Source organism: Bradyrhizobium sp. IC4060 (assembly GCF_020193715.1).
GTDB lineage: Bacteria > Pseudomonadota > Alphaproteobacteria > Rhizobiales > Xanthobacteraceae > Bradyrhizobium > Bradyrhizobium yuanmingense.
Genome location: NZ_JADYVJ010000006.1, coordinates 172344 through 195343, shown reverse-complemented (window position 1 = coordinate 195343; position 23000 = coordinate 172344). Strand labels below are relative to the sequence as shown.

The window sequence follows — 23000 nt, the reverse complement described above, 5'->3', positions numbered from 1 at the left end:
AGACATGACCAAGCTCATCATCGACGGCAAAGAGATCGATGTCCCCGCCGAATACACGCTGCTTCAGGCGTGCGAGGCGGCCGGCGCCGAGATTCCGCGCTTCTGCTATCACGAGCGGCTGTCGATCGCCGGCAATTGCCGGATGTGCCTCGTCGAGGTGAAGGGCGGCCCGAAGCCGGTCGCGAGCTGCGCCTGGGGCGTGCGCGATTGCCGTCCGGGCCCCAAGGGCGAGCCGCCCGAGATTTCGACGCGTTCGCCGATGGTGAAGAAGGCACGCGAAGGCGTGATGGAATTCCTCCTGATCAACCATCCCTTGGACTGCCCGATCTGTGACCAGGGCGGCGAGTGCGACCTGCAGGACCAGGCGATGGGCTACGGTGTCGACACCAGCCGTTTCGCCGAGAACAAGCGCGCGGTCGAGGACAAATATCTCGGCGCGCTGGTCAAGACCTCTATGAACCGCTGCATCCAGTGCACGCGCTGCGTCCGCTTCTCGGCGGAAGTCGCCGGCGCGCCCGAGATGGGCGCCACCGGCCGCGGCGAGGACATGGAGATCACGACCTATCTGGAGCACGCGCTGACGTCCGAATTGCAGGGCAACCTCGTCGACATCTGCCCGGTCGGCGCGCTGACCTCGAAACCCTATGCCTTCGCGGCGCGCCCGTGGGAGCTCGGCAAGACCCAGTCGATCGACGTCATGGACGGCGTCGGCTCTGCGATCCGCGTCGACACCCGCGGCCGCGAGGTGATGCGGATCCTGCCGCGCATCAACGAGGCCGTGAACGAGGAGTGGATCTCCGACAAGACCCGGCACGTGGTCGATGGCCTCCGCACCCAGCGTCTCGACCGACCCTATATCCGCGAAGCCGGCAAGCTGCGCGCCGCGAGCTGGACCGAGGCCTTCGCCGCGATCGCCGCCAAGGCGGCGCGCACCGACGGCAAGCGCATCGGCGCGATCGCAGGCGATCTCGCCGGCGTCGAGGAGATGTTCGCGCTGAAGGACCTGCTCGGCAAATACGGTTCGAGCAATCTGGCGGTGCAGGGCGGCGACGCCTTCGATCCGGCGCTCGGCCGCGGCTCCTACATCTTCAATCCGACGCTCGCCGGCGTCGAGCAGGCGGACGCGCTGCTCATCATCGGCGCGAACCCGCGGAAAGAGGCGGCCGTGTTCAACGCCCGCATCCGCAAGCGCTGGCGTGCCGGCGGCTTCAAGGTCGGCGTGATCGGTGCCAAGGCCGACCTGACCTATGATTACGACCATCTCGGTGCCGGTACCGAGACGCTGGCCGAGCTCGCGGCCGGCAAGCATTCCTTCATGGACGTGCTGAAGAACGCTGAGAAACCGATCATCCTGGTCGGTGCGGGCGCGGCCGCCCGTCACGACGGCGCCGCCATTCTCGCCGCCAGCGCCAAGCTCGCGCTCGATGTCGGCGCAGTCAAGGACGGCTGGAACGGTTTTGGCGTGCTGCACGAGACCGCCTCGCGCGTCGGCGCGCTCGACATCGGCTTTGCCGCAACCAGCGGCGGCCTCAATGCTGCGCAGATGACGACCTTCGGCACGCTCGACTTGCTGTTCCTGCTCGGCGCCGACGAGATCAAGGCGCCTGACGGCACCTTCGTCGTCTATATCGGCACCCATGGTGATCGTGGCGCACACCGCGCCGACGTCATCCTGCCGGCGGCTGCCTACACCGAGAAGTCCGCGATCTACGTCAACACCGAAGGCCGCGTGCAGATGACGGGCCGCGCCGCGTTCCCGCCGGGCGAGGCCCGCGAGGACTGGGCGATCATCCGCGCGCTGTCGGAAGCGCTCGGCAAGAAGCTCGGCTACGACTCGCTTGCGCAGCTGCGCCAGGCGATGTTCAAGGCCGTGCCGCATTTCATCCGTCTCGACCAGATCGAGGCCGGCTCGGCCGACCAGATCAAGAAGCTGGCGGGCAAGGGCGGCTCGCCCGAGAAGGCGCCGTTCAAGCCTCTGGTCGAGGACTTCTATTTGACCAACCCAATCGCGCGTGCGTCCGCCGTGATGGCGGAGTGCTCGCGCCTCGCCTCCGGGCAGATGCTGACCGCAGCGGAGTGAGCGTGATCTGATGGAATTCTTCGAAAGCGCATTCTGGACCGGGTTCCTCTGGCCGCTGATCATCATGGTCGCGCAGAGCGTCCTCGTGCTCGTCGTCCTGCTGGTCGCGATCGCCTACATCCTGCTCGCCGACCGCAAGATCTGGGCGGCGGTGCAGATCCGGCGCGGCCCGAACGTCGTCGGCCCGTGGGGCCTGCTGCAATCCTTCGCCGACCTGCTCAAGTTCGTGCTGAAGGAGCCGATCATCCCGGCCGGCGCCAACAAGGGCGTGTTTCTTCTTGCTCCCTTGGTCTCATGCGTGCTCGCGCTCGCCGCCTGGGCCGTGATCCCGACCAATCTCGGCTGGGTGATCGCCGACATCAATGTCGGCGTCCTCTTCATCTTCGCGATCTCGTCGCTGTCGATCTACGGCATCATCATGGCCGGCTGGTCGTCGAACTCGAAATACCCCTTCCTCGCCGCGCTGCGCTCGGCCGCGCAGATGGTGTCCTACGAAGTCTCGATCGGCTTCGTCATCATCACCGTGCTGCTCTGCGCCGGCACGCTGAACCTGACGGCGGTGGTCGAGGCCCAGCACGCGCGGGGCCTTGCCAGCCTGATCGGGTTGCCGCAGCTGACGATCCTGAATTGGTACGTCTGGCCGTTGTTCCCGATGTTCGTGGTGTTCTACGTCTCGGCGCTGGCGGAAACCAACCGCCCGCCCTTCGACCTCGTCGAAGCCGAATCCGAGCTCGTCGCCGGCTTCATGGTCGAGTACGGCTCGACGCCGTACCTCTTGTTCATGCTCGGCGAGTATGTCGCAATCGTCACGATGTGCGCGCTGGCGACGATCCTGTTCCTCGGAGGCTGGCTGCCGCCGGTGGACCTGCCGCCCTTCAACTGGGTGCCGGGGATCATCTGGTTCTCGCTGAAGCTGTTCTTCATGTTCTTCCTGTTCGCGATGGCGAAGGCGATCGTGCCGCGCTACCGCTACGATCAACTGATGCGCCTCGGCTGGAAGGTGTTCCTGCCGCTGTCGCTGGCGATGGTGATCGTGGTGGCCGGCGTGCTGCATTTCGCCGGCATCGCGCCGAAGTGAGGGCCGTCATGGGTATCAACGTCAACGCCACTGCACGCTCGCTTCTGCTGTCGGAATTCGTCTCGGCGTTCTTCCTCGCCATGCGTTATTTCTTCCAGCCGAAGCCGACGCTGAACTATCCGTTCGAGAAGGGCCCGATCTCGCCCCGCTTCCGCGGCGAGCACGCGCTGCGCCGCTATCCGAACGGCGAAGAGCGCTGCATCGCCTGCAAGCTGTGCGAGGCGGTCTGCCCGGCGCAGGCCATCACCATCGAGGCCGGCCCGCGCCGCAACGACGGCACCCGCCGCACCGTGCGCTACGACATCGACATGGTGAAGTGCATCTATTGCGGCCTCTGCCAGGAGGCCTGTCCGGTCGATGCCATCGTTGAAGGCCCGAACTTCGAGTTCGCGACCGAGACCCGCGAGGAGCTCTATTATGACAAGGCCAAGCTGCTCGCCAACGGCGACCGCTGGGAACGCGAGATCGCCAAGGCGATCGAGCTCGACGCGCCGTACCGGTGAGGTGAGGGCATGATCCTTCCCGCACTGTTCTTTTATCTCTTCGCCGGCGTCTGCGTCGCCTCGGCCGTGATGGTGATTGTCTCGCGCAATCCCGTGCACTCCGTGCTGTACCTGATCCTGGCCTTCGTCAACGCCTCCGGCCTGTTCGTGCTGATGGGCGCCGAGTTCCTCGGCATGATGCTGATCGTCGTCTATGTCGGCGCGGTCGCGGTGCTGTTCCTGTTCGTGATCATGATGCTCGATGTCGACTTCCTCGAGCTGCGCGAGGGCTTCATCGAGTACCTGCCGGTCGGCCTCGTGATCGGCGGCATCTTCATGTTCGAGTTGCTGCTCACCGTCGGCTTCTGGGTCATCAATCCCGGCGTCTCCAAGACGATCACGGCGGCGATCCCGGCCAACGTCAGCAACACCGAGGCGCTCGGTCTCGTGCTCTATACGAAGTACATCCACTACTTCCAGCTCTCGGGCATGGTGCTCCTGGTCGCCATGATCGGCGCCATCGTGCTGACGCTGCGCCACAAGGAGAAGGTCAAGCGGCAGGACATCAACGTTCAGAACGCGCGCACGCCCGACATCGCGATGGCGGTGCGCAAGGTGGCGCCGGGGCAGGGGCTCTCGGACGCGGACGCGGCGGAGTGGGTGAAATGACGATCGGGCTCGGACACTATCTGGCGGTCGGCGCGATCCTGTTCACGCTCGGCATCCTCGGCATCTTCCTGAACCGCAAGAACATCATCGTCATCCTGATGTCGATCGAGCTGATCCTGCTCTCGGTCAACATCAACCTCGTGGCGTTCTCGAGCTTCCTCGGCGACATCGTCGGCCAGGTCTTCGCGCTGCTGGTGTTGACGGTCGCGGCTGCCGAAGCTGCGATCGGTCTCGCCATCCTGGTGGTCTATTTCCGCAACCGCGGCTCGATCGCGGTTGAGGACGTCAATCTGATGAAGGGCTGAGCGCATGATCCGGAAAAGTGGGTACCGGTTTTCCGACCAGATCATGCGGAAAGAGTAAGTCATGGTTCAGGCAATTGTCTTTCTGCCTCTGCTGGGCGCCATTCTGGCTGGCCTGATCGCGCTGTTCGGCGCGCATGCCCGCAATCCCTCGGGCGACGAGCTCGATCATCACGGCGGCCACGGCCATGGCGCGCATGCCCATGCGTCCGACAAGATCAACGAGGATGCCTCCGTCATCCACGAGAGCCATCACGACGACGCTCACGACGATCACGGCCATGGCCCGACCGAGCCGCCGGCGGCGGGCTCGCGCGCGGCCGAGCTGATCACCACCGGGCTGCTGTTCGTCTCGGCGGCCTTGTCCTGGATGACGCTGGTCGACGTCGGCTTCATGCATCACGACTACAGGATCCAGTTGCTGCCCTGGATCTTCTCCGGCGATCTCCAGGTCTGGTGGACGCTGCGCGTCGATACGCTCACCGCCGTAATGCTGGTGGTGGTGACGACCGTGTCCTCGCTCGTGCACCTCTATTCCATCGGCTACATGGACGAGGACCCGAACCGGCCGCGCTTCTTCGGGTATCTCTCGCTGTTCACCTTCGCCATGCTGATGCTGGTGACGGCCGACAATTTGGTGCAGCTGTTCTTCGGCTGGGAAGGCGTGGGTCTCGCCAGCTATCTGCTGATCGGCTTCTGGTACCAGAAGCCATCGGCCAACGCTGCCGCCATCAAGGCCTTCGTGGTCAACCGCGTCGGCGACTTCGGCTTCGCGCTCGGTATCTTCGCGGTCTTCATGCTGGTCGGCTCGACCGATTTCGAGACCATCTTCCACGCCGCGCCCGGCCTCACCGGCAAGACCATCAACTTCCTCGGTTGGCACGCCGACGCGCTGACCCTGACCTGTCTGCTGCTGTTCATGGGTGCGATGGGCAAGTCCGCCCAGTTCCTGCTGCACACCTGGTTGCCGGACGCGATGGAAGGCCCGACCCCGGTGTCGGCGCTGATCCACGCCGCGACCATGGTCACCGCCGGCGTCTTCATGGTGGCGCGCCTGTCGCCGCTGTTCGAACTCGCTCCGAATGCCCAGGCCGTCGTGATGTTCTTCGGCGCGACCACGGCGTTCTTCGCCGCGACCATCGGCCTCGTCCAGAACGACATCAAGCGCATCGTCGCCTACTCGACCTGTTCGCAGCTCGGCTACATGTTCGTGGCGATGGGAGCAGGGGCCTATTCGGTCGGCATGTTCCACCTGTTCACCCACGCCTTCTTCAAGGCGCTGCTGTTCCTAGGCTCCGGCTCGGTGATCTACGCGATGCACCACGAGCAGGACATCCGCAACATGGGCGGCCTCTGGAAGAAGATTCCCTACACCTATGCGGTGATGGTGGTCGGCACGCTGGCGCTGACCGGCTTCCCGCTCACCGCCGGCTACTTCTCCAAGGACGCGATCATCGAGTCCGCCTACGCCTCGCACAATCCGTTCGCGATGTACGGCTTCCTGATGACGATCGTCGCCGCCGGCCTGACCTCGTTCTACTCCTGGCGCCTGATCTTCAAGACCTTCCACGGCGAGCCGCATGACGAGCATCATTACGAGGCCGCGCATGAGGCTCCGCTCTGGATCCTGATCCCGATCGGCGTGCTCGCGGTCGGCTCGTTCGTCGCGGGCCTGCCGTTCAAGGAGCTGTTCGCCGGCCACGGGGTCGAGGAGTTCTTCCGCGAGTCCGTGAAGATGAACCCGCACATCATCGAGGAGATGCACCACATCCCTCAGACCATCGCCTTCCTGCCGACGGTGATGATGGTGCTGGGCTTCCTCGTCTCGTACCTGTTCTACATCCGCCGGCCCTACCTGCCGGTCGAGCTCGCGAACACGCAGCCGATGCTGTACCAGTTCCTGCTCAACAAATGGTACTTCGACGAGCTGTACGACATCATCTTCGTCCGACCGGCGAAGTGGATCGGCTACCAGCTCTGGAAGAAGGGCGACGGCTTCATCATCGACGGCTTCGGCCCCGACGGCGTCTCGGCCCGCGTGCTGGACGTCACCCGCAACGTCGTCAAGATCCAGACCGGCTATCTCTATCACTATGCATTCGCCATGCTGATCGGCGCCGCCGGCCTGATCACCTGGTTCATGTTCGGCTTTGGAGGCCAGTAAATGACAACCTGGCCCATTCTTTCGGTCACGACGTTCCTGCCGCTGGTCGGCGCGCTCATCGTCTATCTGAGCCGCGGTGACGACGAGGCGGCGCGGCGCAATTCGCGCTGGATCGCGCTCTGGACCACGCTGATCACCTTCGCGGTGTCGGTGATCCTGGTCATGCGCTTCGACCCCAGCAACCCCGACTTCCAATTCGTCGAGAAGGCGAACTGGCTCGCCACCGGCATCACCTACCACATGGGCGTCGACGGCATCTCGCTGCCGCTCGTGATCCTCACCACCGCCGTGATGCCGTTCTGCATCATCGCGAGCTGGAAGGCGATCACCAACCGCGTCCGCGAATATATGATGGCGTTCCTGATCCTGGAAACGCTGATGATCGGCACCTTCTCGGCGCTCGATCTCGTGCTGTTCTACCTGTTCTTCGAGGGCGGCCTGATCCCGATGTTCCTGATCATCGGCGTCTGGGGCGGTCCGCGCCGGGTCTATGCCTCGTTCAAGTTCTTTCTCTACACGCTGCTCGGCTCGGTCCTGATGCTGCTCGCCATCATGGCGCTGTACTGGAACGGCGGCACCACCGACATCCCGACCCTGATGCACACCGCCGTGCCGCGGTCGTTGCAGACCTGGGCGTGGCTCGCCTTCTTCGCCTCCTTTGCGGTGAAGATGCCGATGTGGCCGGTGCACACCTGGCTTCCGGACGCGCACGTCGAAGCGCCGACTGCGGGCTCCGTGGTCCTCGCCGCGATCCTGCTGAAGATGGGCGGCTACGGCTTCCTGCGCTTCTCGCTGCCGATGTTCCCGCTGGCCTCGCACGACTTCGCGCCGCTGGTGTTCACGCTCTCGGCCATCGCCATCATCTACACCTCGCTGGTGGCGCTGATGCAGGAGGACATGAAGAAGCTGATCGCGTACTCCTCGGTCGCGCACATGGGCTTCGTCACCATGGGCATCTTCGCCGGCACCATGCAGGGCGTCGCCGGCGGCGTGTTCCAGATGATCTCGCACGGCATCGTCTCCGGCGCGCTGTTCCTCTGCGTCGGCGTCGTCTACGACCGCCTGCATACCCGCGAGATCGCGGCCTATGGCGGTCTCGTCAACCGGATGCCGCTCTATGCGATGACCTTCATGGTGTTCACCATGGCCAATGTCGGTCTGCCCGGCACGAGCGGCTTCGTCGGCGAGTTCATGACGCTGCTCGGCACCTTCAAGGTCTCGATCCCGACCGCGTTCTTCGCCAGCTTCGGCGTGATCCTCTCGGCGGCCTACGCACTATGGCTCTATCGCAAGGTCGTGTTCGGAGCGCTGGTCAAGCCGCAACTGGCGAGCATGAAGGATCTCACCTTGCGGGAGTGCGTCATTCTATTCCCGATGATCGCGCTGACGATCCTGTTCGGCGTCTATCCGAAGCCGGTGCTCGACATGTCGGCCGCCTCGGTCCAGCAACTCGTCAACAATTACAACTCCGCCGTGACGGCCGTGAAGGCCGCCGCACTGCTCCAGTGATCGGGCAGGTCAGGATATCGCCATGAGCTTTTCGACTGCAGGTTATCAACTGGCGCCGGTGCTGCCCGAGCTCGTGCTCGCGGTCGGCGCGATGGCGCTTCTGATGCTCGGCGCCTATCGCGGGCAGGAGACGACCAGGACCGTGACGTCGCTTGCGGTGGTGCTTCTGATCGTGGTCGGTGCGCTCGTCTACATGCAGCCCGCCGGCAAGCAGGTGACGTTCGGCGGCAGCTTCATCGTCGACGACTTCGCCCGTTTCATGAAGATCCTGGCCCTGATCGGCTCGGCCGTGACGCTCGTCCTGTCGACCGAGTTCCTGTCCGACCCGTCGCGCCGCATATTCGAATACGCCATCCTGGTGCTACTCTCGACGCTCGGCATGATGGTGCTGATCTCGGCCGGCGACCTGATCTCGCTCTATCTCGGCCTCGAATTGATGTCGCTGGCGCTCTACGTCGTGGCGGCCTCGAACCGCGACAATGCCAAGTCGACCGAAGCCGGCCTGAAGTACTTCGTGCTCGGCGCGCTGTCCTCGGGCATGCTGCTGTACGGGGCGTCGCTGGTCTATGGTTTTACCGGCACCGTCAGCTTCACCGGGATCGCCGCGGCCGCGACGGTCTCGAATGTCGGCCTGGTGTTCGGCCTCGTCTTCCTGCTCGTCGGCCTCTGCTTCAAGGTCTCGGCCGTGCCGTTCCACATGTGGACGCCTGACGTCTACGAGGGCGCGCCGACCCCGGTCACCGCCTTCTTCGCGTCGGCGCCGAAGGTCGCCGCGCTCGCAGTCTTCACCCGCGTGACGCTCACCGCATTCCCCGGCATCGTCTCGCAATGGCAGCAGATCCTGGTGTTCGTGTCGATCGCCTCGATGGCGCTCGGCTCCTTCGCCGCGATCGGCCAGAGCAACATCAAGCGCCTGATGGCCTATTCGTCGATCGGTCACATGGGCTTTGCGCTGGTCGGCCTTGCCTCCGGCACGGTGGAAGGCGCGCAGGGCGTGTTGATGTACATCGTGATCTATGTCGCGATGACGCTGGGCTCGTTCTCCATCATTCTCGCCATGAAGCGCAACGGCCAGGCCGTGGAGCAGATCAGCGATTTCGCCGGCCTGTCGCGCACCAATCCGCTGCTCGCCTTCATGTTCGCGATGCTGCTGTTCTCGCTCGCCGGCATTCCGCCGCTCGCCGGCTTCTTCGCCAAATGGTACGTCTTCGTCGCCGCCATCAAGGCGAACCTGTTCACGCTCGCCGTCATCGGCGTGCTGACCAGCGTGGTCGGCGCCTACTATTATCTCGCCATCGTCAAGACGATGTATTTCGACGAGCCAGCCGGCCGGGTCGATCCGGTCCGCATCGAAGTGCGGACGGTGCTGGCGGTCGCTGGCCTATTCAACCTGCTGTTTGCGCTGTTCGCGGGGCCCGTGGTGAGCGTCGCCTCCGCCGCGGCAAAGTCGTTGTTCTAGGATGGTCTTCGCGCTCGGTCCTCGCGCATCGGCTGCGGGCTACAGGCTCGCGGCGTTCGAACGGACCGGCTCGACCAATACCGAGGCGATCGAACACGCCAGGGCCGGCGAGCGCGGCCCGATGTGGTTCGTCACGTCCGAGCAGACCGCCGGCCGCGGCCGGCGCCAGCGCGCCTGGATCGCGCCGCGCGGCAATCTCGCCGCCAGCATCCTCGAAGTCATGGACGTCGCCCCCGCCGTCGCCGCCACGCTCGGCTTTGCCGCAGGGCTGGCCGAGGAGGCGGCACTGGAGAAGGTGAGCCTCGAGGCCGCGCTCCGTCTCGGCGAAGGCCGGCCCCGCTACGCGCTGAAATGGCCGAATGACGTGCTCGCCAGCGGCAAGAAGCTGGTCGGCATTGGCCTTGAGGCCGAGGCCGTCGGTGGCGGCCTTGCCGTCGTGGTCGGCATCGGGACCAATGTGGTCGCCGCGCCCGAGGGCACCCCGACGCCCGCGGTGTCGTTGGCCGCCCTCGGCGTCCAGATCAGCGCCGAGGAGCTATTCATGGCGCTGTCGGATGCCTGGGTCGAGTTCCGCGGCATCTGGGACAATGGCCGCGGCTTTGCCGAGATCCGCAGGCTCTGGCTAGAGCGCGCCGCCGGCCTCGGCGAAAAGGTTGCCATCCACACGGGAACCATGACGCTGGAAGGTGTTTTTGACACGATCGACGACACCGGCTGCCTGATCGTCCGCACCGCGGAGGGCCGCCTCGTTCCGGTGGCGGCCGGCGAGGTGTTCTTCGGGCCCGTCGCCTCGGTGGGAGCAGCGTGATGGCAAGGCCGGACGAATTGGTGTTTGCGCCGCTCGGCGGCGTCGGCGAGATCGGCATGAACCTGTCGATCTACGGCCTCGGCAACCGTCACCAGCGCGCCTGGCTTGCGGTCGATCTCGGCGTCTCCTTCGGCGATGAGGAGCATCTGCCCGGCATCGACCTGATCATGCCCGACATCTCCTTCCTGGAGAAGGAGCGCAAGAACCTGATGGGCCTCGTGCTGACCCACGCCCATGAGGATCATTTCGGCGCCATCATCGACCTCTGGCCGAAGCTGAAATGCCCGATCTACGCCACCAGGTTCAGCGCCGCGCTGTTCGAGGCCAAATGCGCCGCCGAGCGCAACGCGCCCGAGATTCCGGTCACCGTGGTGCCTTCAGGCGGCCGTGTCGATATCGGTCCGTTCAACGTCGAGTTCATTCCGGTCGCGCATTCCATTCCGGAAGCGCATGCGCTGGCGATCCACACCGACGCCGGCATCGTGCTGCACACCGGCGACTGGAAGATCGACCCGACCCCGACGCTTGGAGCCGCGACCGACGAGAAGCGGCTGCGCGAATTGGGCGAGCAGGGCGTGCTCGCCTTGATCGGCGATTCCACCAATGCCGTGCGCGACGGCCGTTCGCCCTCGGAGGCCGAGGTCGCCCGAACCATCATCGACCTCGTCAAATCCGCCAAGGGCCGCGTCGCGGTGACGACGTTCGCCTCCAACGTTGCTCGCGTCAAAGCGGTGGCTGACGCCGCGAGGGCCGCGGACCGCGAGGTCGTCGTGGTCGGCCGCGCCATGGAGCGCGTGGTGCAGGTCGCGCGCGAGACCGGCTATCTCGAGGGCGTGCAGAATTTCCGCTCGCCCGAGGTCTATGGCCACCTGCCGCAGGACAAGGTGCTGGCGCTGTGCACCGGAAGCCAGGGCGAGCCGCGCGCCGCGCTGGCCCGCATCGCCAATGACGACCATCCTGAAATCACGCTGAACCGCGGCGATAGCGTCATCTTCTCCTCGCGCACTATTCCCGGCAACGAGAAGGCGGTCGGCTCGATCATCAACAATCTGGTGCTGCAGGGCGTCGAGGTCATCACCGATCGCGATGCGCTGGTCCACGTCTCCGGCCATCCCCGCCGCGACGAGCTGCGCGATATGATCTCCTGGGTGAAGCCGCAGCTCCTGATCCCGGTCCACGGCGAGGCCCTGCACCTGCATGAGCACGCCAAGCTCGCCCGCGCTGCCGGCGTGCCGCGCGTGCTGGTCTGCCGCAACGGTGACCTCGTCAAGCTCGGCCCCGGCGATCCCGGCATCGTCGGCGAGGTGCCGTCGGGACGTCTGTACAAGGACGGCACGATCCTGGAAGACTCCAAGTCCCGTGCCGTCGTGGAGCGGCGCCGCATGGGCTTTTCCGGCTGCGCCTTCGTCGCCATCGCGATGACCGCGCAGGGTGAGCTCGCCGGTGATCCCGAGCTCGATTTGGTCGGCATCCCCGAGAAGAACAGGGCCGGCGAGGCCTTCGACGACGTCGTCTTCGATGCCGTGATGTCGACCATCGAAGGCTTGCCGAGGGCGCGCCGGCGCGATCCGGACGCCTTGGCCGAGTCGGTGCGACGCGCTGTCCGGGCCGTGATCAACGAACATTGGGGCAAAAAGCCCCCCTGTCTGGTACATGTACTGACGGTATAGGGAGGGGAACATGTTGGGCCGGCTCAACCATGTCGCGATCGCGACCAAGGATGCGGTCAAGGCCGCGAAGATCTACGGTGCGGCCTTCGGCGCCCAGATTTCCGAGGCCGTGCCGCTGCCCGAGCACGGCGTCACCACCGTGTTCGCGACCCTGCCCAACACCAAGATCGAGTTCATCGAGCCGCTCGGCGAGGCCTCGCCGATCGCGAAGTTCATCGAGCGCAATCCCGACGGCGGCATCCATCACGTCTGCTACGAGGTCGTCGACATCATCGCCTCGCGCGACACGCTGGTGAAGGAGGGCGCGAGGGTGCTCGGCGACGGCGTGCCGAAGATCGGCGCCCACGGCAAGCCGGTGCTGTTCCTGCACCCCAAGGATTTTTCCGGCGCCCTCGTCGAGATCGAGCAGGCATAGGGCCGCGTCATGGCCATCCAGATTTCAACCTGGCTCGCGATCTATTTCGTGCTCTGGTGGGTCATGCTGTTCGTGACGCTGCCGTTCGGCGTGCGTAGCCAGCATGAGGACGGTGTTGGCGCGCCCGGCACCGATCCCGGTGCTCCCATCCTCACCCGCATGGGGCACAAGCTGATCTGGACCACGATCATCTCGGCAATCGTGTTCGGCATTGGCCTTGCGGCCTATCATGCCGGCTATCTCTCGATCGAGCGCCTGTCGAAGATGATGGGAATGCCGTTTTAAGTTTTGATTGGCGTTGTTATGGGGTCACAAATGACATTTCAGCGTATCGTCATTGCGCTTCTGGTGCTGATCGTCGCAGGGCTCGGTGCCATCGGCTATTTCGAATGGCGGATGGCGGTGCAGGTGCGCACCCTGAAGGCGTTCGTCGAGGGCTATGTCTTCAACGAGGCCGTGCTGGCCTGCGAGCAGGCCAAAAGCTCGACGCCGTTCAAATGGAACGGCGGCAAGAGCACCTCGGTGATCGGCCTGAACTCGGTCAAGACGGACAAATACACGGTCAGCGCCAGCTACACGCTGGTCGCGGACAGCGTCTATTGCGACTACGATCCGATCAAGAGAAAGGCCGACATCGGCTCCAGCTTCCTGGAGCGGGAGACTTTCTAGCTAGATCGCGCGGCGCTGCCGGCCGGCGAAGAGACCGTAAACGAACAGCACGATGATCGCGCCGACCACGGCACCGATCAGGCCCGCACCCTCGCCAGGGCGATACCAGCCCAGCGCTTGCCCAAGATACGAAGCGACGAAGGCGCCGACGATGCCGAGGATGGTCGTCAGGATGAACCCTGAAGGTTCGTTGTCGCCCGGCATGATGAACTTGGCGATCACGCCGGCGAGAAAGCCAATGATGATGGTCCAGAGAATGCTCATGAGTACACCTTTTCGAGTTGAGCCGCTGCTTCTATGCGTCGGGCAGGCGTCCATCCGGCGTGTATTTGTCGATTGCGGAAGGAAGCTCGCGGGTTAGCCGTGAGACGATCTCCTCCTGGGAAAGCCCGGTTTGCTGCGCGAGCTTCTCCAGGACGTCGCTGCCGATGGCTTGCTTGAGCTCCGGCGGGGAGATCTCCTTGTTGGGGCCTGGCTTCACCCATGAATCGGCGATCTCGCCCTGCCCATTCTGGTTGAACCTCTCCAGGAGCTCGCCAATCCCGCCATTGAGCAGGCCCCCGATTCCGCCAGCGCCGAGCATGCCGCCGAGATTGCCGAGCATGCCTCCGAGCGGCTGCTGGCCGCCCGTGGACGAGCCGGCGCCGGCGCCTTTCAGCAGCTCCGCCAGCTTGTCGCGGTTCTGATATCCGGCGATGGCCAGCATCGCCAGCAGGGCAGTCATAGATGGCATTCCGCGGCTCATCGCTCGCTCCTTTTAGAAGGTCAGAAACCCAAAACCGTCTCAGCTTGCTTGGGTTCCTCAATCGACCAATCGGAGCTCGCGACCAAGCGTCCCAGCTTGGCCGCCACCAAAGCACCGGGTGGCAGACAACGTACATTGTGGCTACGATCCGATGAAAAGAATGGCCGGATCGGCTCGAGCTTGCCAGCATCGGGAGTAGCGATCCGGCCCAGACATGGGATGGGATCGCAATGACCGGGGACCGGGCAGGGGACTATCGGATTTTGCACGAGGCGGACTTGCGGGACTATCTCGCGGGCTTGCCTGATATCGCCGCGCTCCTTGGCGGCGAGGCGTCCTCCTGGGCGATCACCGAGGTGGGCGACGGCAACCTCAACCTCGTCTTCATCGTCAAGGGCGCACGCGGCGGCATTGCCGTGAAGCAGGCCCTGCCTTATGTCCGCCTGGTCGGCGAGAGCTGGCCGCTGCCGCTGTCGCGCGCCCATTACGAGTATCTGGCGCTGTCCCGCCAGGCCCAGCTCGCGCCCGGCCTGGTGCCGGCCGTGCTGCATCACAACGAGGCCCTGGCGCTGACCGTGATGGAGCTGCTCGAGCCCCACATCATCATGCGAAAGGGCCTGGTCGCGGCAACGCGCTATCCGCGTTTCGTCGACGATATCACCACCTTCATGGCGCAGACGCTGTTCTTCACCTCCGACCTCGCGCTGTCAGCGGCCGAGAAGAAGGAGGCCATCGCGGCCTTTGCCTGCAACCATGCGCTCTGCAAGATCACCGAGGACCTGATCTTCACCGATCCCTACCGCATCGCCGAGCAGAACCGCTGGACCGCGCCCCATCTCGACGGCCTCGCCGCGAACCTGCGCGAGGACTTGGAGCTGCATGTCGCGGTCTCCCGGCTGAAGCTGAAATTCATGGCGAGCCCGGAAGCGCTGATCCATGGCGACCTCCACACCGGCTCGATCATGGTCACGGACGGCCAGACCCGGGTGATCGATCCGGAATTCGCATTCTATGGTCCGATGGGCTTCGACATCGGCGCCGTGCTGGCCAATCTCCTGATGGCCTATTTCGCTTCCGCCGGCCACGAGCGCGCGCCGGGCGAACGGGCGGCATTCGAGGCCTGGGTGCTGGAGACGGTCGAGCAGGTCTGGACCGAGTTCGCCCGAAAGTTCCTCGATCTCTGGCGGGCGGGAGGCACCGGCGATGCCTATCCGGTCTCGCTTTTCGCCGGCGAACAGGGTGCCGCGCGGTTGGAAGCCGAGCGACAATGCTACATGCAACGCCTGTTCGCCGACACTGTCGGCTTCGCAGCCGCAAAAATCATCCGCCGCATCTTCGGCCTCGCCCACAACATGGATTTCGAACTGATCGAGGACCCGCGCACGCGGGCGGTCAGCGAAGCCCGTGCCGTGCGGCTGGCGAGGGCGATGATGGTGGAGACGGCGTCGTTCCGGACCATCGCGGATGTGACGAATGCCGCGCGAAAACTGCGGGACTGGATGCCGGAATTGTCGGGCTGACAGGGGCTCTCGCCATGACGGAGGAGGAGCCGCGCTCGCGGCTCAAAAAGTGATCCTGAGCTTGGTCGCGTTGATCAGGAAAAATGTTCATCGATCCTGGTCGTCGATGACGCACCGCGTCAATGCCCCGCCGAAAGACTGCCTCAGGAACCGGCATCATTTGCCGTCAAAACGAAGCTTGCTTTCGGCAGGCGACGAATGATCAAATCACTCATCGGAATACGCCTGCGTCGGGGGGACACATGATGTTCAAGACCATCGCGATCGTTGCCGGTTTGGGACTGGCGCTCGCCGCCACAGCCGAGGCGCAGACACCGCGCAAGGGCGGAACCATCCGCATGACGGCGCCCTACGGCTCGAGCTTCACCAGCCTCGACATTCACACCACGCAGCGCGCCCAGGACGAGATCTACGCCAAGGCCCTGCACCGTTCGCTCTACATCTGGAATTCGGCGGAAGGCAAGCCAGTGCTGGAGCTCGCCAAGGAGGACGTGGTCTCGGGCGGAGGCCTCGTTCACACCTTCAAGCTGCGCGACGACGCCTATTTCCACAGCGGCCGCAAGATGACCGCCGACGACGTCATCTGGTCCTACAACCGCATCATGGACGGCAGCAAGGCCTATCCCGGCGCGCGTTACGTCCGCGTGATCGAGGGCGCCGCCGCGGTGGAGAAGGGTCAGGCCAAGGAGATCTCCGGCCTGAAGAAGATCGACGACTTCACCATCGAGATGAAGCTGACCGAGAAGGTCGATCCGGGCTTCTATTTCTTCACCGCGCTGACCTCGATCTATCCCGCCGACGAGGCCGCCAAGGAAAGCTTCATCCAGAAGCCGATCGGTCTCGGTCCGTTCAAGTTCGTCGAGCATGTGCCGGGATCGCGCATCGTCCTGGAGCGCTGGGACCGGTTCTACAAGCCCGGCAAGCCCTATGCCGACAAGATCGTGGTGTCGGTCATGGGCGAGGCCGCGGCGCGCGACGTCGCTTTCCGCAACAAAGAGATCGACACCTCGGTGCTGGGACCTGCGCAGTACGTCGCCTACCAATCCGACGCTGACCTCAAGGGCACCATCGTCGAGGTCGCCGAGGTGTTCACGCGCTACATGGGCATGAATCCCGCGGTCAAGCCGTTCTCCGACAAGCGCGTGAGGCAGGCGATCAATTACGCCATCGATACCGATTTGATCATCAACAAGCTGGTCAAGGGCAAGGCCTACCGCGCCACCAGCTGGCTGCCGCTGACCTCGCCGGCCTACGACAAGGCGATGAAGCCTTACCCCTTCGATCCCGCCAAGGCCAAGCAATTGCTCACCGAGGCGGGCTACGCATCCGGCTTCGAGTTCGAATGGACCACCAGCCAGAATGAAAGCTGGGGCCTGCCGATCGTCTCGGCCGTCATTCCGATGCTGGACAAGGTCGGGATCAAGGCCAAGGTCAAGCAGGTCGAAACCGCTGTGCTGGCGGAGGTGGTCCGCACCGGCGATTACCAGGCCTTCATCTATTCCCAGGCGAGCGGCCCGGATCCTCAGGCCGCGCTGAAATGCTTCCATTCGGCGACGCCGCAGGCGGCCTGTAACTACACGACCTACAAGAATCCCGACTTCGACAAGATCCTCGATGAGGCCGGCCAGACCGACGACATGGCCAAGCGCATCCAGCTGCTACAGAAGGCCAATGCGCTGCTCTACGACGAGGCGCCGGTCTGGTTCTTCAACTACAACAAGGCGGTCATGGCGGTGCAGCCCTGGCTCAAGGGAATTCAGCTCAACGCGACCGAGCTGACCCACCAGAACGTCGAGGAGCTCTGGGTCGACGAGACCTCGCCCGCGAAGTGACACGCGCGCTCCCTCCAGCGCGACCGGCGAGGGAGGGAGCGGGGAAAAGTTGAGATGCTCGCGTTCCTGATCCGCCGCGTCCTGCAGACCATCCCGACCGTGCTCGCCGTGGTGCTGCTGGTGTTTGTGCTGTTCAGCGTCGTTCCCGGCAGCATCGTCTCGAGCATGAGCGACGACAGTGATCCGCAGGTCGAGCTGCGCATGAAGAAGCAGCTCGGCCTCGATCAGCCCGTCTATATGCGTTTCGGCACCTACATCGCCGGGCTCGCGACCGGCGATTTCGGAACATCGTTCCGGACCCGTGAGCCTGTCACGACCATGATCGCCAAGCGGGCATGGCCGACGCTGCAGCTGATCTTCGCATCCATGGCGTTTGCGATTCTGCTCGGCGTGCCGCTCGGCTTCGTCGCCGCCTTGCGGCCGGGCAGCCTCGTCGACACCGTCTCGATGATGCTGGCAGTGTCCGGCCTGTCATTGGCCAAGTTCTGGCTCGGGCTGCTCTTGATGTACCTGTTCGCGCTCAAGCTCGGCTGGCTGCCGAGTTTCGGCTACGGTGACGGCAGCCTCAAATACCTGATCCTGCCCGCCGTGACGCTTGGCGTCTCGCCGATGGCGCTGCTGGCGCGGACGACGCGCGCCGCGGTGCTCGAGATCATGACCGCGGATTTCGTCCGCACCGCGCGCTCGAAGGGCATGAGCGAGACCAGGGTCGTCAAGTGGCACGTGATGCGCAACGCGCTCGTACTCATCCTCACGACCATGGGCCTGCAATTCGGCGCGCTGATGGGGCAGGCGGTGGTGGTCGAGAAACTGTTCTCCTGGCCGGGCATCGGCTCGCTGCTGGTCGACAGCGTGCTCCAGCGCGACATTCCCGCCGTCCAGGGCTCCATCCTCGTCGTGGTGATGTTCTTTCTCGCGATCAATCTGTTGATCGACATGCTCTACGGCGTGATCGATCCCAGGATCAGATACGCATGAAGCTGCGCGCCAATCTCGTCATCGGGGGAGCGTTGTTCGCGCTGGCGATCGTCGTCGGCCTGCTCGCGCCATGGCTGGCACATACCGATCCCGTGATGGACGCCAACCTCATGAATGCGGAGGAGCCCCCGAGCTGGACCTGGTGGTTCGGCACCGACGCGCAGGGCCGCGACATCTATTCCCGTGTCCTCTACGGCGCGCGCGTCTCGCTGACGGTCGGCATCGTCTCCCAGCTCATCAACAGCGTCATCGGCGTGGCGCTCGGCCTCAGTGCCGGCTATTTCGGCGGCTGGTGGGACGACGTCGTCAACGCCCTGACCAACCTCATGCTCGCGATCCCCTCGCTGATTTTTGCGCTCGCCATCATGGCCGTGCTCGGTCCCGGCCTGACCAGCCTTTTGATCGCGCTCGGGCTGACCAACTGGTCGTTCACCTGCCGGTTCGCACGGGCCTCGGCACTGTCGCTGCGGAGCCAGGGCTATGTGCAGGCGGCAACCGTGCTCGGCTACGGTGACGTGCGCATCATGATCACGCAGCTCCTGCCGAACATGCTGGGACCGATCGTCGTCATCGGCACGCTGGGCATGGGCAGCGCGGTCCTGTCCGAAGCCGCATTGTCGTTCCTGGGCCTCGGCGTCCGCCCGCCCTTTCCGAGCTGGGGCAGCATGCTGTCGGAAGCGCGCGAGCAGATCACGACGGCGCCGTGGCTTTCGATTTTCCCGGGCCTTGCCATCTTCCTCACCGTGCTCGGCCTCAATCTGCTCGGCGATGGCCTGCGCGACATCCTCGATCCGCAATCGCGGAGCCGGCGCACATGACCGGCGCGCCGCTGCTCGAGGTCGAGGATCTCCGCATCGATCTCGATGACGGATTAAGGCGCGTTGCTGCGGCCGAAGGCGTTTCATTCCGCATCGATGGCGGGGAGACGTTCGGCCTCGTCGGCGAGTCCGGTTGCGGCAAGAGCATCACGGCGCTCGCTTTGATCGGCCTGCTGCGGCCACCCTTGTCGATCGGCGGCGGCGTCATCCGGTTCCAGGGCCAGGAGATCCAGCACCTGTCCGCTGCGAGGCAACGGCAACTGCGCGGCAATCGCATCGCCATGATCTTCCAGGAGCCGATGACGGCGCTGAACCCGGTCTCGCCGGTGGGGCGGCAGATCGCCGAGATGTTCGTGCTGCATAAGGGCAAGAGCTGGCGGGAGGCCAACCAGCTGGCGGTCGAGGCGCTCGCGAGCGTCCGCGTCCCCGCGCCGGAGCGGCGCGTGAAGGACTATCCGCATCAGCTGTCGGGCGGGATGCGCCAGCGCGTGATGATCGCGATTGCGCTCGCCTGCGGTCCGGACCTGCTGATCGCCGACGAGCCGACGACGGCGCTCGACGTCACAGTGCAGGCGGAGATCATCGAGCTGATGCGCAATCTGTGCGCCGAGCGCGGAACGGCGATCCTGATGATCAGCCACGATCTCGGCCTTGTTGCCAATGTCTGCCGCCGCGTCGCCGTCATGTATGCCGGCCGCATCGTCGAGGAGCGCGGCTCGGCCGACATCTTCCGAGCGCCCTCCCATCCCTATACGCAGGGCCTCGTCGACTCCCTGCCGCGTCTCGGCAGCCGTGCTGCGCTCGGCCGCAGCAGGCTGAAGGAGATCGCGGGCGTCGTGCCGGCGATCACGCGCTTCCCCGATGGCTGCCGGTTCAATCCGCGTTGCGCGCAGGCGACGGATATTTGCCGAACCACCGCGCCTCAGACGGAAGGGCTGGAGGCGGGCGGTTTCGTCCGGTGTCACCACCATGCATGAGCCAAAGGGGAGAGCGGATGACGATGTGATCCTCAGCGTGGAGGATCTCGCCGTTCACTTTCCGCTCGGCGGCGGCCTGCTGGGCCGCGGCCGTCGGCTGCTCCGCGCCGTCGACGGCGTCGACCTCAGGCTGAAGCGCGGCGAATGCCTCGGCCTCGTCGGCGAGTCCGGCTCGGGCAAGTCGACGGTCGCATTGTCCATTCTGGGCCTGCTGACGCCGACGCGCGGCCGCATCGTGCTGGACGGGCAGGTCGTCACGAACCGGCAATCCGGAGACCGGAAAGCGCTCGCCCGCATCGTGCAGATCGTGTTCCAGGATCCCTACGCCTCGCTCAATCCGCGCCAGACCGTGCGCCGCACGCTCGAGGATCCCCTGCGCGTGCACGGCGTGACCGCGAAAAGCGAGATCGAGGACCGCCTCGCGACGATGCTCAGGCACGTCGGCCTGCGCCCCGAGCAGGCCGACCGCTATCCGCATGAGTTCTCCGGCGGCCAGCGCCAGCGCATAGGGATCGCCCGCGCCCTGATCCTCAACCCGAAGATCGTCATCTGCGACGAGCCGGTCTCGGCGCTCGACGTCTCGATCCGCGCCCAGATCATCAACCTGCTGCTGGAATTGAAGGAGACGCTCGGCCTGTCCTACATCATGATCAGCCATGACCTCGGCGTCGTCGAGCACATGAGCGACCGCGTCGCGGTGATGTATCTCGGCCGCATCGTCGAGAACGGCCATTGGCGCGAGATTTTCGAGCGCCCCGCGCACCCCTACACGCAGGCCCTGATAGCGGCCATCCCCGATCCGCTGCGCCATGCGCCGCTGGCGACGACCGGCGGCGACCTGCCCAATCCGCTCAACCCGCCGAACGGCTGCGCCTTCAGCCCGCGCTGCCGTTACGCCGAGGCGGTGTGCCGGAGCGAGCCGGGACCGGCGCTGGGGACGCGGGCGGATGGGCATGCGGTGCGGTGCTGGCGGAGTGAGGAGATTGCGGGGCGGATGGCGTTAGTCTCGACCGAGGGCTGATGCGCCGAAGGCGCGTCTGGGCACACGCAAGGTAGCCAATCCGATCATAACAGAACAGAATGGCGGACCTAATCGGATGATGGACGAGACCGTGATGGATTCGCCGCAAGCAGGACCCTTTGCACCGTTCGAATGGATGCTCGCTGCACGCTATCTACGCGCCCGTCGCAAAGAGGGGTTTGTCTCAGTCATCGCGGGGTTTTCGTTTCTCGGAATCTTGCTCGGGGTCGCCACGCTGATCATCGTCATGGCGGTGATGAACGGCTTTCGCACCGAACTTTTGGGCAAGATCCTCGGGTTCAACGGGCATATTGTGGCGCAGCCGCTGGAGACCCCTTTGACCGACTGGAAGGATGTCACCGAGCGCATCGGTCAGGCGCAGGGCGTTCGGTTGGCGGTACCGGTCGTTGACGGCCCGGCACTGGCATCGTCGTCAAACGCTTCCGGCGTTTTGGTGCGCGGCATTCGGGCGGCGGATCTCGTTCAGCTTCCCTCGATAGCCAATGACATCAAGGAGGGCTCACTTGAACATTTTGACGAGAGCCAGGGCGTCGCCATCGGCCAGGGTCTTGCCGATCAACTCTCGGTCCGTGCCGGCGAAAGTATCACGCTCGTTGCGCAACGCGGCGCAGTCACGCCTATGGGTATGATGCCGCGCGTCAAGAAATATCGAGTCGCGGCTGTCTTCGAGATCGGGATGTCCGAATACGACGCGGGCGTCATCTTCATGCCGCTCGCAGAAGCGCAGGCGTTTTTCAACCGCAATCAGGACGTGACCGCGATCGAGGTTTTCACGGCCAATCCCGATCGGATCGACCTGTTTCGCAAGTCGGTAGCGGAAGCGGCTGGTCGACCAATCTTCCTCGTTGACTGGCGACAGCGAAATACGACGTTCTTCAACGCGCTCGAGGTCCAACGAAATGTGATGTTCCTCATCCTCAGCCTGATCGTCTTAGTGGCCGCGCTGAACATCGTGTCCGGTCTGATCATGCTGGTGACGGACAAGGGCAGCGACATCGCGATCCTCAGGACCATGGGCGCCTCACGGGGTGCGATCATGCGGACGTTCATGATCACCGGCGCTTCGATCGGCGTGGCCGGGACGCTGATCGGCTTCGGCGTCGGGCTTCTCGTCTGCAGGAATATCGAAGCGGTCCGGCAATTGATGTCCTGGCTGACGCGTACCGAGTTGTTCCCGCCAAAGCTCTATTTTCTGTCAAAACTGCCGGCGGAGATCGATCCCTTTGGAATCCGCAGCTGTCGTGACCATGGCGCTGACCCTGTCATTCCTCGCAACGCTCTATCCGTCGTGGCGAGCTGCGCGGCTCGATCCCGTCGAGGCTCTGCGACAGCGGGGTTAGTGCAGAGGCTATATGGTGGGCGTGTTGTGGGGTGGATACGTCGCCTTCTGGTCCAACTCTGACCTCGGTGAGGCCGGCTTCGGTGCGGGGGGCACTTTGAAGCCGATGCCAATCGGGAACAGGGAAAGCTTGAAGAGGAATTAGCGGAGCTTGGCTAATGAGTGTCGGCACAAAACTTGGTTGGGCCTTGGGCTACTTGTGGTCTTGCTGTTCGGCTACGGGTTGACGCGCGGGATATTCGTGGGGTCGATGACAGAATACCAACCGAGCATGGGTGGTTTCTACACCTACAATTGCCGCTATCTTTATCCGGACGGCGTGAGGCTGAGGTTCGGGGGCGGGACGGGCAAGAGTCCGGACGAAGCTATTGACAGCTCCAGCGGCGCCTGTCCTCTCCTTGAACATTGAGCGATGCGCACGATACATTTTGCGACGACCTCATC

Annotated in this window: 21 protein-coding genes and 1 pseudogene; 20 read left to right on the top strand and 2 right to left on the bottom strand. The window is 64.5% G+C overall.

The window, feature by feature from the left end; genetic code table 11:
* Positions 1 to 4 precede the first annotated feature (4 nt).
* The 13 genes from nuoG (at position 5) to I6F16_RS21380 (ending at position 13305) form a co-directional block, all read left to right on the top strand.
* Positions 5 to 2080 carry an NADH-quinone oxidoreductase subunit NuoG gene (nuoG, locus tag I6F16_RS21440; RefSeq protein WP_225113100.1) on the top strand — a complete coding sequence of 692 codons (2076 nt, stop codon included), beginning with the start codon at positions 5 to 7 and terminating at the stop codon, positions 2078 to 2080.
* 10 nt (positions 2081 to 2090) lie between these two features.
* Positions 2091 to 3158: an NADH-quinone oxidoreductase subunit NuoH gene (nuoH, locus tag I6F16_RS21435; protein ID WP_085969087.1), complete on the top strand. Its 1068-nt coding sequence runs from the start codon at positions 2091 to 2093 to the stop codon at positions 3156 to 3158.
* A 14-nt stretch (positions 3159 to 3172) separates the two neighbouring features.
* A complete protein-coding gene (gene nuoI, locus I6F16_RS21430; RefSeq protein ID WP_027550624.1) occupies positions 3173 to 3661 on the top strand; it encodes an NADH-quinone oxidoreductase subunit NuoI in 489 nt (162 codons plus the stop codon).
* 9 nt (positions 3662 to 3670) lie between these two features.
* The gene (locus I6F16_RS21425; RefSeq protein WP_036010173.1) at positions 3671 to 4309 is read left to right on the top strand and encodes an NADH-quinone oxidoreductase subunit J; all 639 of its coding nucleotides are present in this window, start codon (positions 3671 to 3673) and stop codon (positions 4307 to 4309) included.
* Entirely contained in the window at positions 4306 to 4614 is a 309-nt protein-coding gene (gene nuoK / locus I6F16_RS21420; RefSeq protein WP_036010170.1) for an NADH-quinone oxidoreductase subunit NuoK, read from the top strand. The genes I6F16_RS21425 and nuoK overlap by 4 nt, the downstream gene beginning before the upstream one ends.
* Positions 4615 to 4675: 61 nt before the next feature.
* The gene (gene nuoL, locus I6F16_RS21415; protein WP_225113101.1) at positions 4676 to 6775 is read left to right on the top strand and encodes an NADH-quinone oxidoreductase subunit L; all 2100 of its coding nucleotides are present in this window, start codon (positions 4676 to 4678) and stop codon (positions 6773 to 6775) included.
* The gene (locus I6F16_RS21410; protein WP_225113102.1) at positions 6776 to 8284 is read left to right on the top strand and encodes an NADH-quinone oxidoreductase subunit M; all 1509 of its coding nucleotides are present in this window, start codon (positions 6776 to 6778) and stop codon (positions 8282 to 8284) included. It begins immediately after the preceding gene.
* A gap of 22 nt (positions 8285 to 8306) precedes the next feature.
* On the top strand, positions 8307 to 9743 hold the full coding sequence (nuoN, locus tag I6F16_RS21405; RefSeq protein WP_225113103.1) for an NADH-quinone oxidoreductase subunit NuoN: 1437 nt from the start codon (positions 8307 to 8309) through the stop codon (positions 9741 to 9743).
* A gap of 1 nt (position 9744) precedes the next feature.
* A complete protein-coding gene (locus I6F16_RS21400; RefSeq protein ID WP_128265624.1) occupies positions 9745 to 10551 on the top strand; it encodes a biotin--[acetyl-CoA-carboxylase] ligase in 807 nt (268 codons plus the stop codon).
* Positions 10551 to 12221 (top strand): ribonuclease J, encoded by a 1671-nt coding sequence (locus tag I6F16_RS21395; RefSeq protein WP_225113105.1) that lies wholly within the window; start codon positions 10551 to 10553, stop codon positions 12219 to 12221. Before I6F16_RS21400 ends, I6F16_RS21395 begins: the two co-directional genes overlap by 1 nt.
* A gap of 10 nt (positions 12222 to 12231) precedes the next feature.
* Entirely contained in the window at positions 12232 to 12636 is a 405-nt protein-coding gene (gene mce, locus I6F16_RS21390) for a methylmalonyl-CoA epimerase (protein WP_036010154.1), read from the top strand.
* Between the two features lie 9 nt (positions 12637 to 12645).
* The gene (locus tag I6F16_RS21385; RefSeq protein ID WP_025036606.1) at positions 12646 to 12921 is read left to right on the top strand and encodes a DUF1467 family protein; all 276 of its coding nucleotides are present in this window, start codon (positions 12646 to 12648) and stop codon (positions 12919 to 12921) included.
* A gap of 30 nt (positions 12922 to 12951) precedes the next feature.
* Positions 12952 to 13305 carry a hypothetical protein gene (locus I6F16_RS21380; protein WP_036025327.1) on the top strand — a complete coding sequence of 118 codons (354 nt, stop codon included), beginning with the start codon at positions 12952 to 12954 and terminating at the stop codon, positions 13303 to 13305.
* On the opposite strand, the gene I6F16_RS21375 is transcribed toward I6F16_RS21380, so the two are convergent.
* Together I6F16_RS21375 and I6F16_RS21370 are read right to left on the bottom strand one after the other, a co-directional pair.
* Positions 13306 to 13569 (bottom strand): GlsB/YeaQ/YmgE family stress response membrane protein, encoded by a 264-nt coding sequence (locus I6F16_RS21375; RefSeq protein WP_024341246.1) that lies wholly within the window; start codon positions 13567 to 13569, stop codon positions 13306 to 13308.
* A gap of 31 nt (positions 13570 to 13600) precedes the next feature.
* Positions 13601 to 14050 carry a YidB family protein gene (locus tag I6F16_RS21370; RefSeq protein WP_036025325.1) on the bottom strand — a complete coding sequence of 150 codons (450 nt, stop codon included), beginning with the start codon at positions 14048 to 14050 and terminating at the stop codon, positions 13601 to 13603.
* 230 nt (positions 14051 to 14280) lie between these two features.
* Here I6F16_RS21370 and mtnK point away from each other — a divergent pair, with 230 nt between their 5' ends.
* The 7 genes and pseudogenes from mtnK (at position 14281) to I6F16_RS21335 (ending at position 22557) form a co-directional block, all read left to right on the top strand.
* A complete protein-coding gene (gene mtnK / locus I6F16_RS21365; RefSeq protein ID WP_225113106.1) occupies positions 14281 to 15570 on the top strand; it encodes an S-methyl-5-thioribose kinase in 1290 nt (429 codons plus the stop codon).
* Positions 15571 to 15815: 245 nt separating this feature from the next.
* On the top strand, positions 15816 to 17402 hold the full coding sequence (locus tag I6F16_RS21360) for an ABC transporter substrate-binding protein (protein WP_225113127.1): 1587 nt from the start codon (positions 15816 to 15818) through the stop codon (positions 17400 to 17402).
* A 54-nt stretch (positions 17403 to 17456) separates the two neighbouring features.
* Positions 17457 to 18380, top strand: a complete 924-nt coding sequence (locus tag I6F16_RS21355) for an ABC transporter permease (protein WP_128265629.1) — start codon at positions 17457 to 17459, stop codon at positions 18378 to 18380.
* Positions 18377 to 19198 carry an ABC transporter permease gene (locus I6F16_RS21350; RefSeq protein WP_225113107.1) on the top strand — a complete coding sequence of 274 codons (822 nt, stop codon included), beginning with the start codon at positions 18377 to 18379 and terminating at the stop codon, positions 19196 to 19198. Before I6F16_RS21355 ends, I6F16_RS21350 begins: the two co-directional genes overlap by 4 nt.
* Entirely contained in the window at positions 19195 to 20175 is a 981-nt protein-coding gene (locus I6F16_RS21345; RefSeq protein WP_225113108.1) for an ABC transporter ATP-binding protein, read from the top strand. Before I6F16_RS21350 ends, I6F16_RS21345 begins: the two co-directional genes overlap by 4 nt.
* A complete protein-coding gene (locus tag I6F16_RS21340) occupies positions 20168 to 21196 on the top strand; it encodes an oligopeptide/dipeptide ABC transporter ATP-binding protein (RefSeq protein ID WP_225113109.1) in 1029 nt (342 codons plus the stop codon). Before I6F16_RS21345 ends, I6F16_RS21340 begins: the two co-directional genes overlap by 8 nt.
* A 79-nt stretch (positions 21197 to 21275) precedes the next feature.
* Positions 21276 to 22557: pseudogene (locus I6F16_RS21335) on the top strand (lipoprotein-releasing ABC transporter permease subunit).
* The last annotated feature ends 443 nt before the right edge of the window (positions 22558 to 23000 follow it).

Bases quoted from the DNA above. Each gene is read 5' to 3' on its own strand.
- I6F16_RS21410 (WP_225113102.1), top strand. From the start codon at position 6,776: ATGACAACCTGGCCCATTCTTTCGGTCACGACGTTCCTGCCGCTGGTC.
- mce (WP_036010154.1), top strand. From the start codon at position 12,232: ATGTTGGGCCGGCTCAACCATGTCGCGATCGCGACCAAGGATGCGGTC.
- I6F16_RS21425 (WP_036010173.1), top strand. From the start codon at position 3,671: ATGATCCTTCCCGCACTGTTCTTTTATCTCTTCGCCGGCGTCTGCGTC.
- I6F16_RS21350 (WP_225113107.1), top strand. From the start codon at position 18,377: ATGAAGCTGCGCGCCAATCTCGTCATCGGGGGAGCGTTGTTCGCGCTG.
- I6F16_RS21375 (WP_024341246.1), bottom strand. From the start codon at position 13,569: ATGAGCATTCTCTGGACCATCATCATTGGCTTTCTCGCCGGCGTGATC.
- mtnK (WP_225113106.1), top strand. From the start codon at position 14,281: ATGACCGGGGACCGGGCAGGGGACTATCGGATTTTGCACGAGGCGGAC.
- nuoL (WP_225113101.1), top strand. From the start codon at position 4,676: ATGGTTCAGGCAATTGTCTTTCTGCCTCTGCTGGGCGCCATTCTGGCT.
- I6F16_RS21340 (WP_225113109.1), top strand. From the start codon at position 20,168: ATGCATGAGCCAAAGGGGAGAGCGGATGACGATGTGATCCTCAGCGTG.
- I6F16_RS21355 (WP_128265629.1), top strand. From the start codon at position 17,457: ATGCTCGCGTTCCTGATCCGCCGCGTCCTGCAGACCATCCCGACCGTG.
- nuoN (WP_225113103.1), top strand. From the start codon at position 8,307: ATGAGCTTTTCGACTGCAGGTTATCAACTGGCGCCGGTGCTGCCCGAG.
- nuoK (WP_036010170.1), top strand. From the start codon at position 4,306: ATGACGATCGGGCTCGGACACTATCTGGCGGTCGGCGCGATCCTGTTC.
- I6F16_RS21360 (WP_225113127.1), top strand. From the start codon at position 15,816: ATGTTCAAGACCATCGCGATCGTTGCCGGTTTGGGACTGGCGCTCGCC.
- I6F16_RS21380 (WP_036025327.1), top strand. From the start codon at position 12,952: ATGACATTTCAGCGTATCGTCATTGCGCTTCTGGTGCTGATCGTCGCA.
- I6F16_RS21395 (WP_225113105.1), top strand. From the start codon at position 10,551: ATGGCAAGGCCGGACGAATTGGTGTTTGCGCCGCTCGGCGGCGTCGGC.
- I6F16_RS21370 (WP_036025325.1), bottom strand. From the start codon at position 14,050: ATGAGCCGCGGAATGCCATCTATGACTGCCCTGCTGGCGATGCTGGCC.
- nuoH (WP_085969087.1), top strand. From the start codon at position 2,091: ATGGAATTCTTCGAAAGCGCATTCTGGACCGGGTTCCTCTGGCCGCTG.
- nuoG (WP_225113100.1), top strand. From the start codon at position 5: ATGACCAAGCTCATCATCGACGGCAAAGAGATCGATGTCCCCGCCGAA.
- I6F16_RS21385 (WP_025036606.1), top strand. From the start codon at position 12,646: ATGGCCATCCAGATTTCAACCTGGCTCGCGATCTATTTCGTGCTCTGG.
- I6F16_RS21345 (WP_225113108.1), top strand. From the start codon at position 19,195: ATGACCGGCGCGCCGCTGCTCGAGGTCGAGGATCTCCGCATCGATCTC.
- I6F16_RS21400 (WP_128265624.1), top strand. From the start codon at position 9,745: ATGGTCTTCGCGCTCGGTCCTCGCGCATCGGCTGCGGGCTACAGGCTC.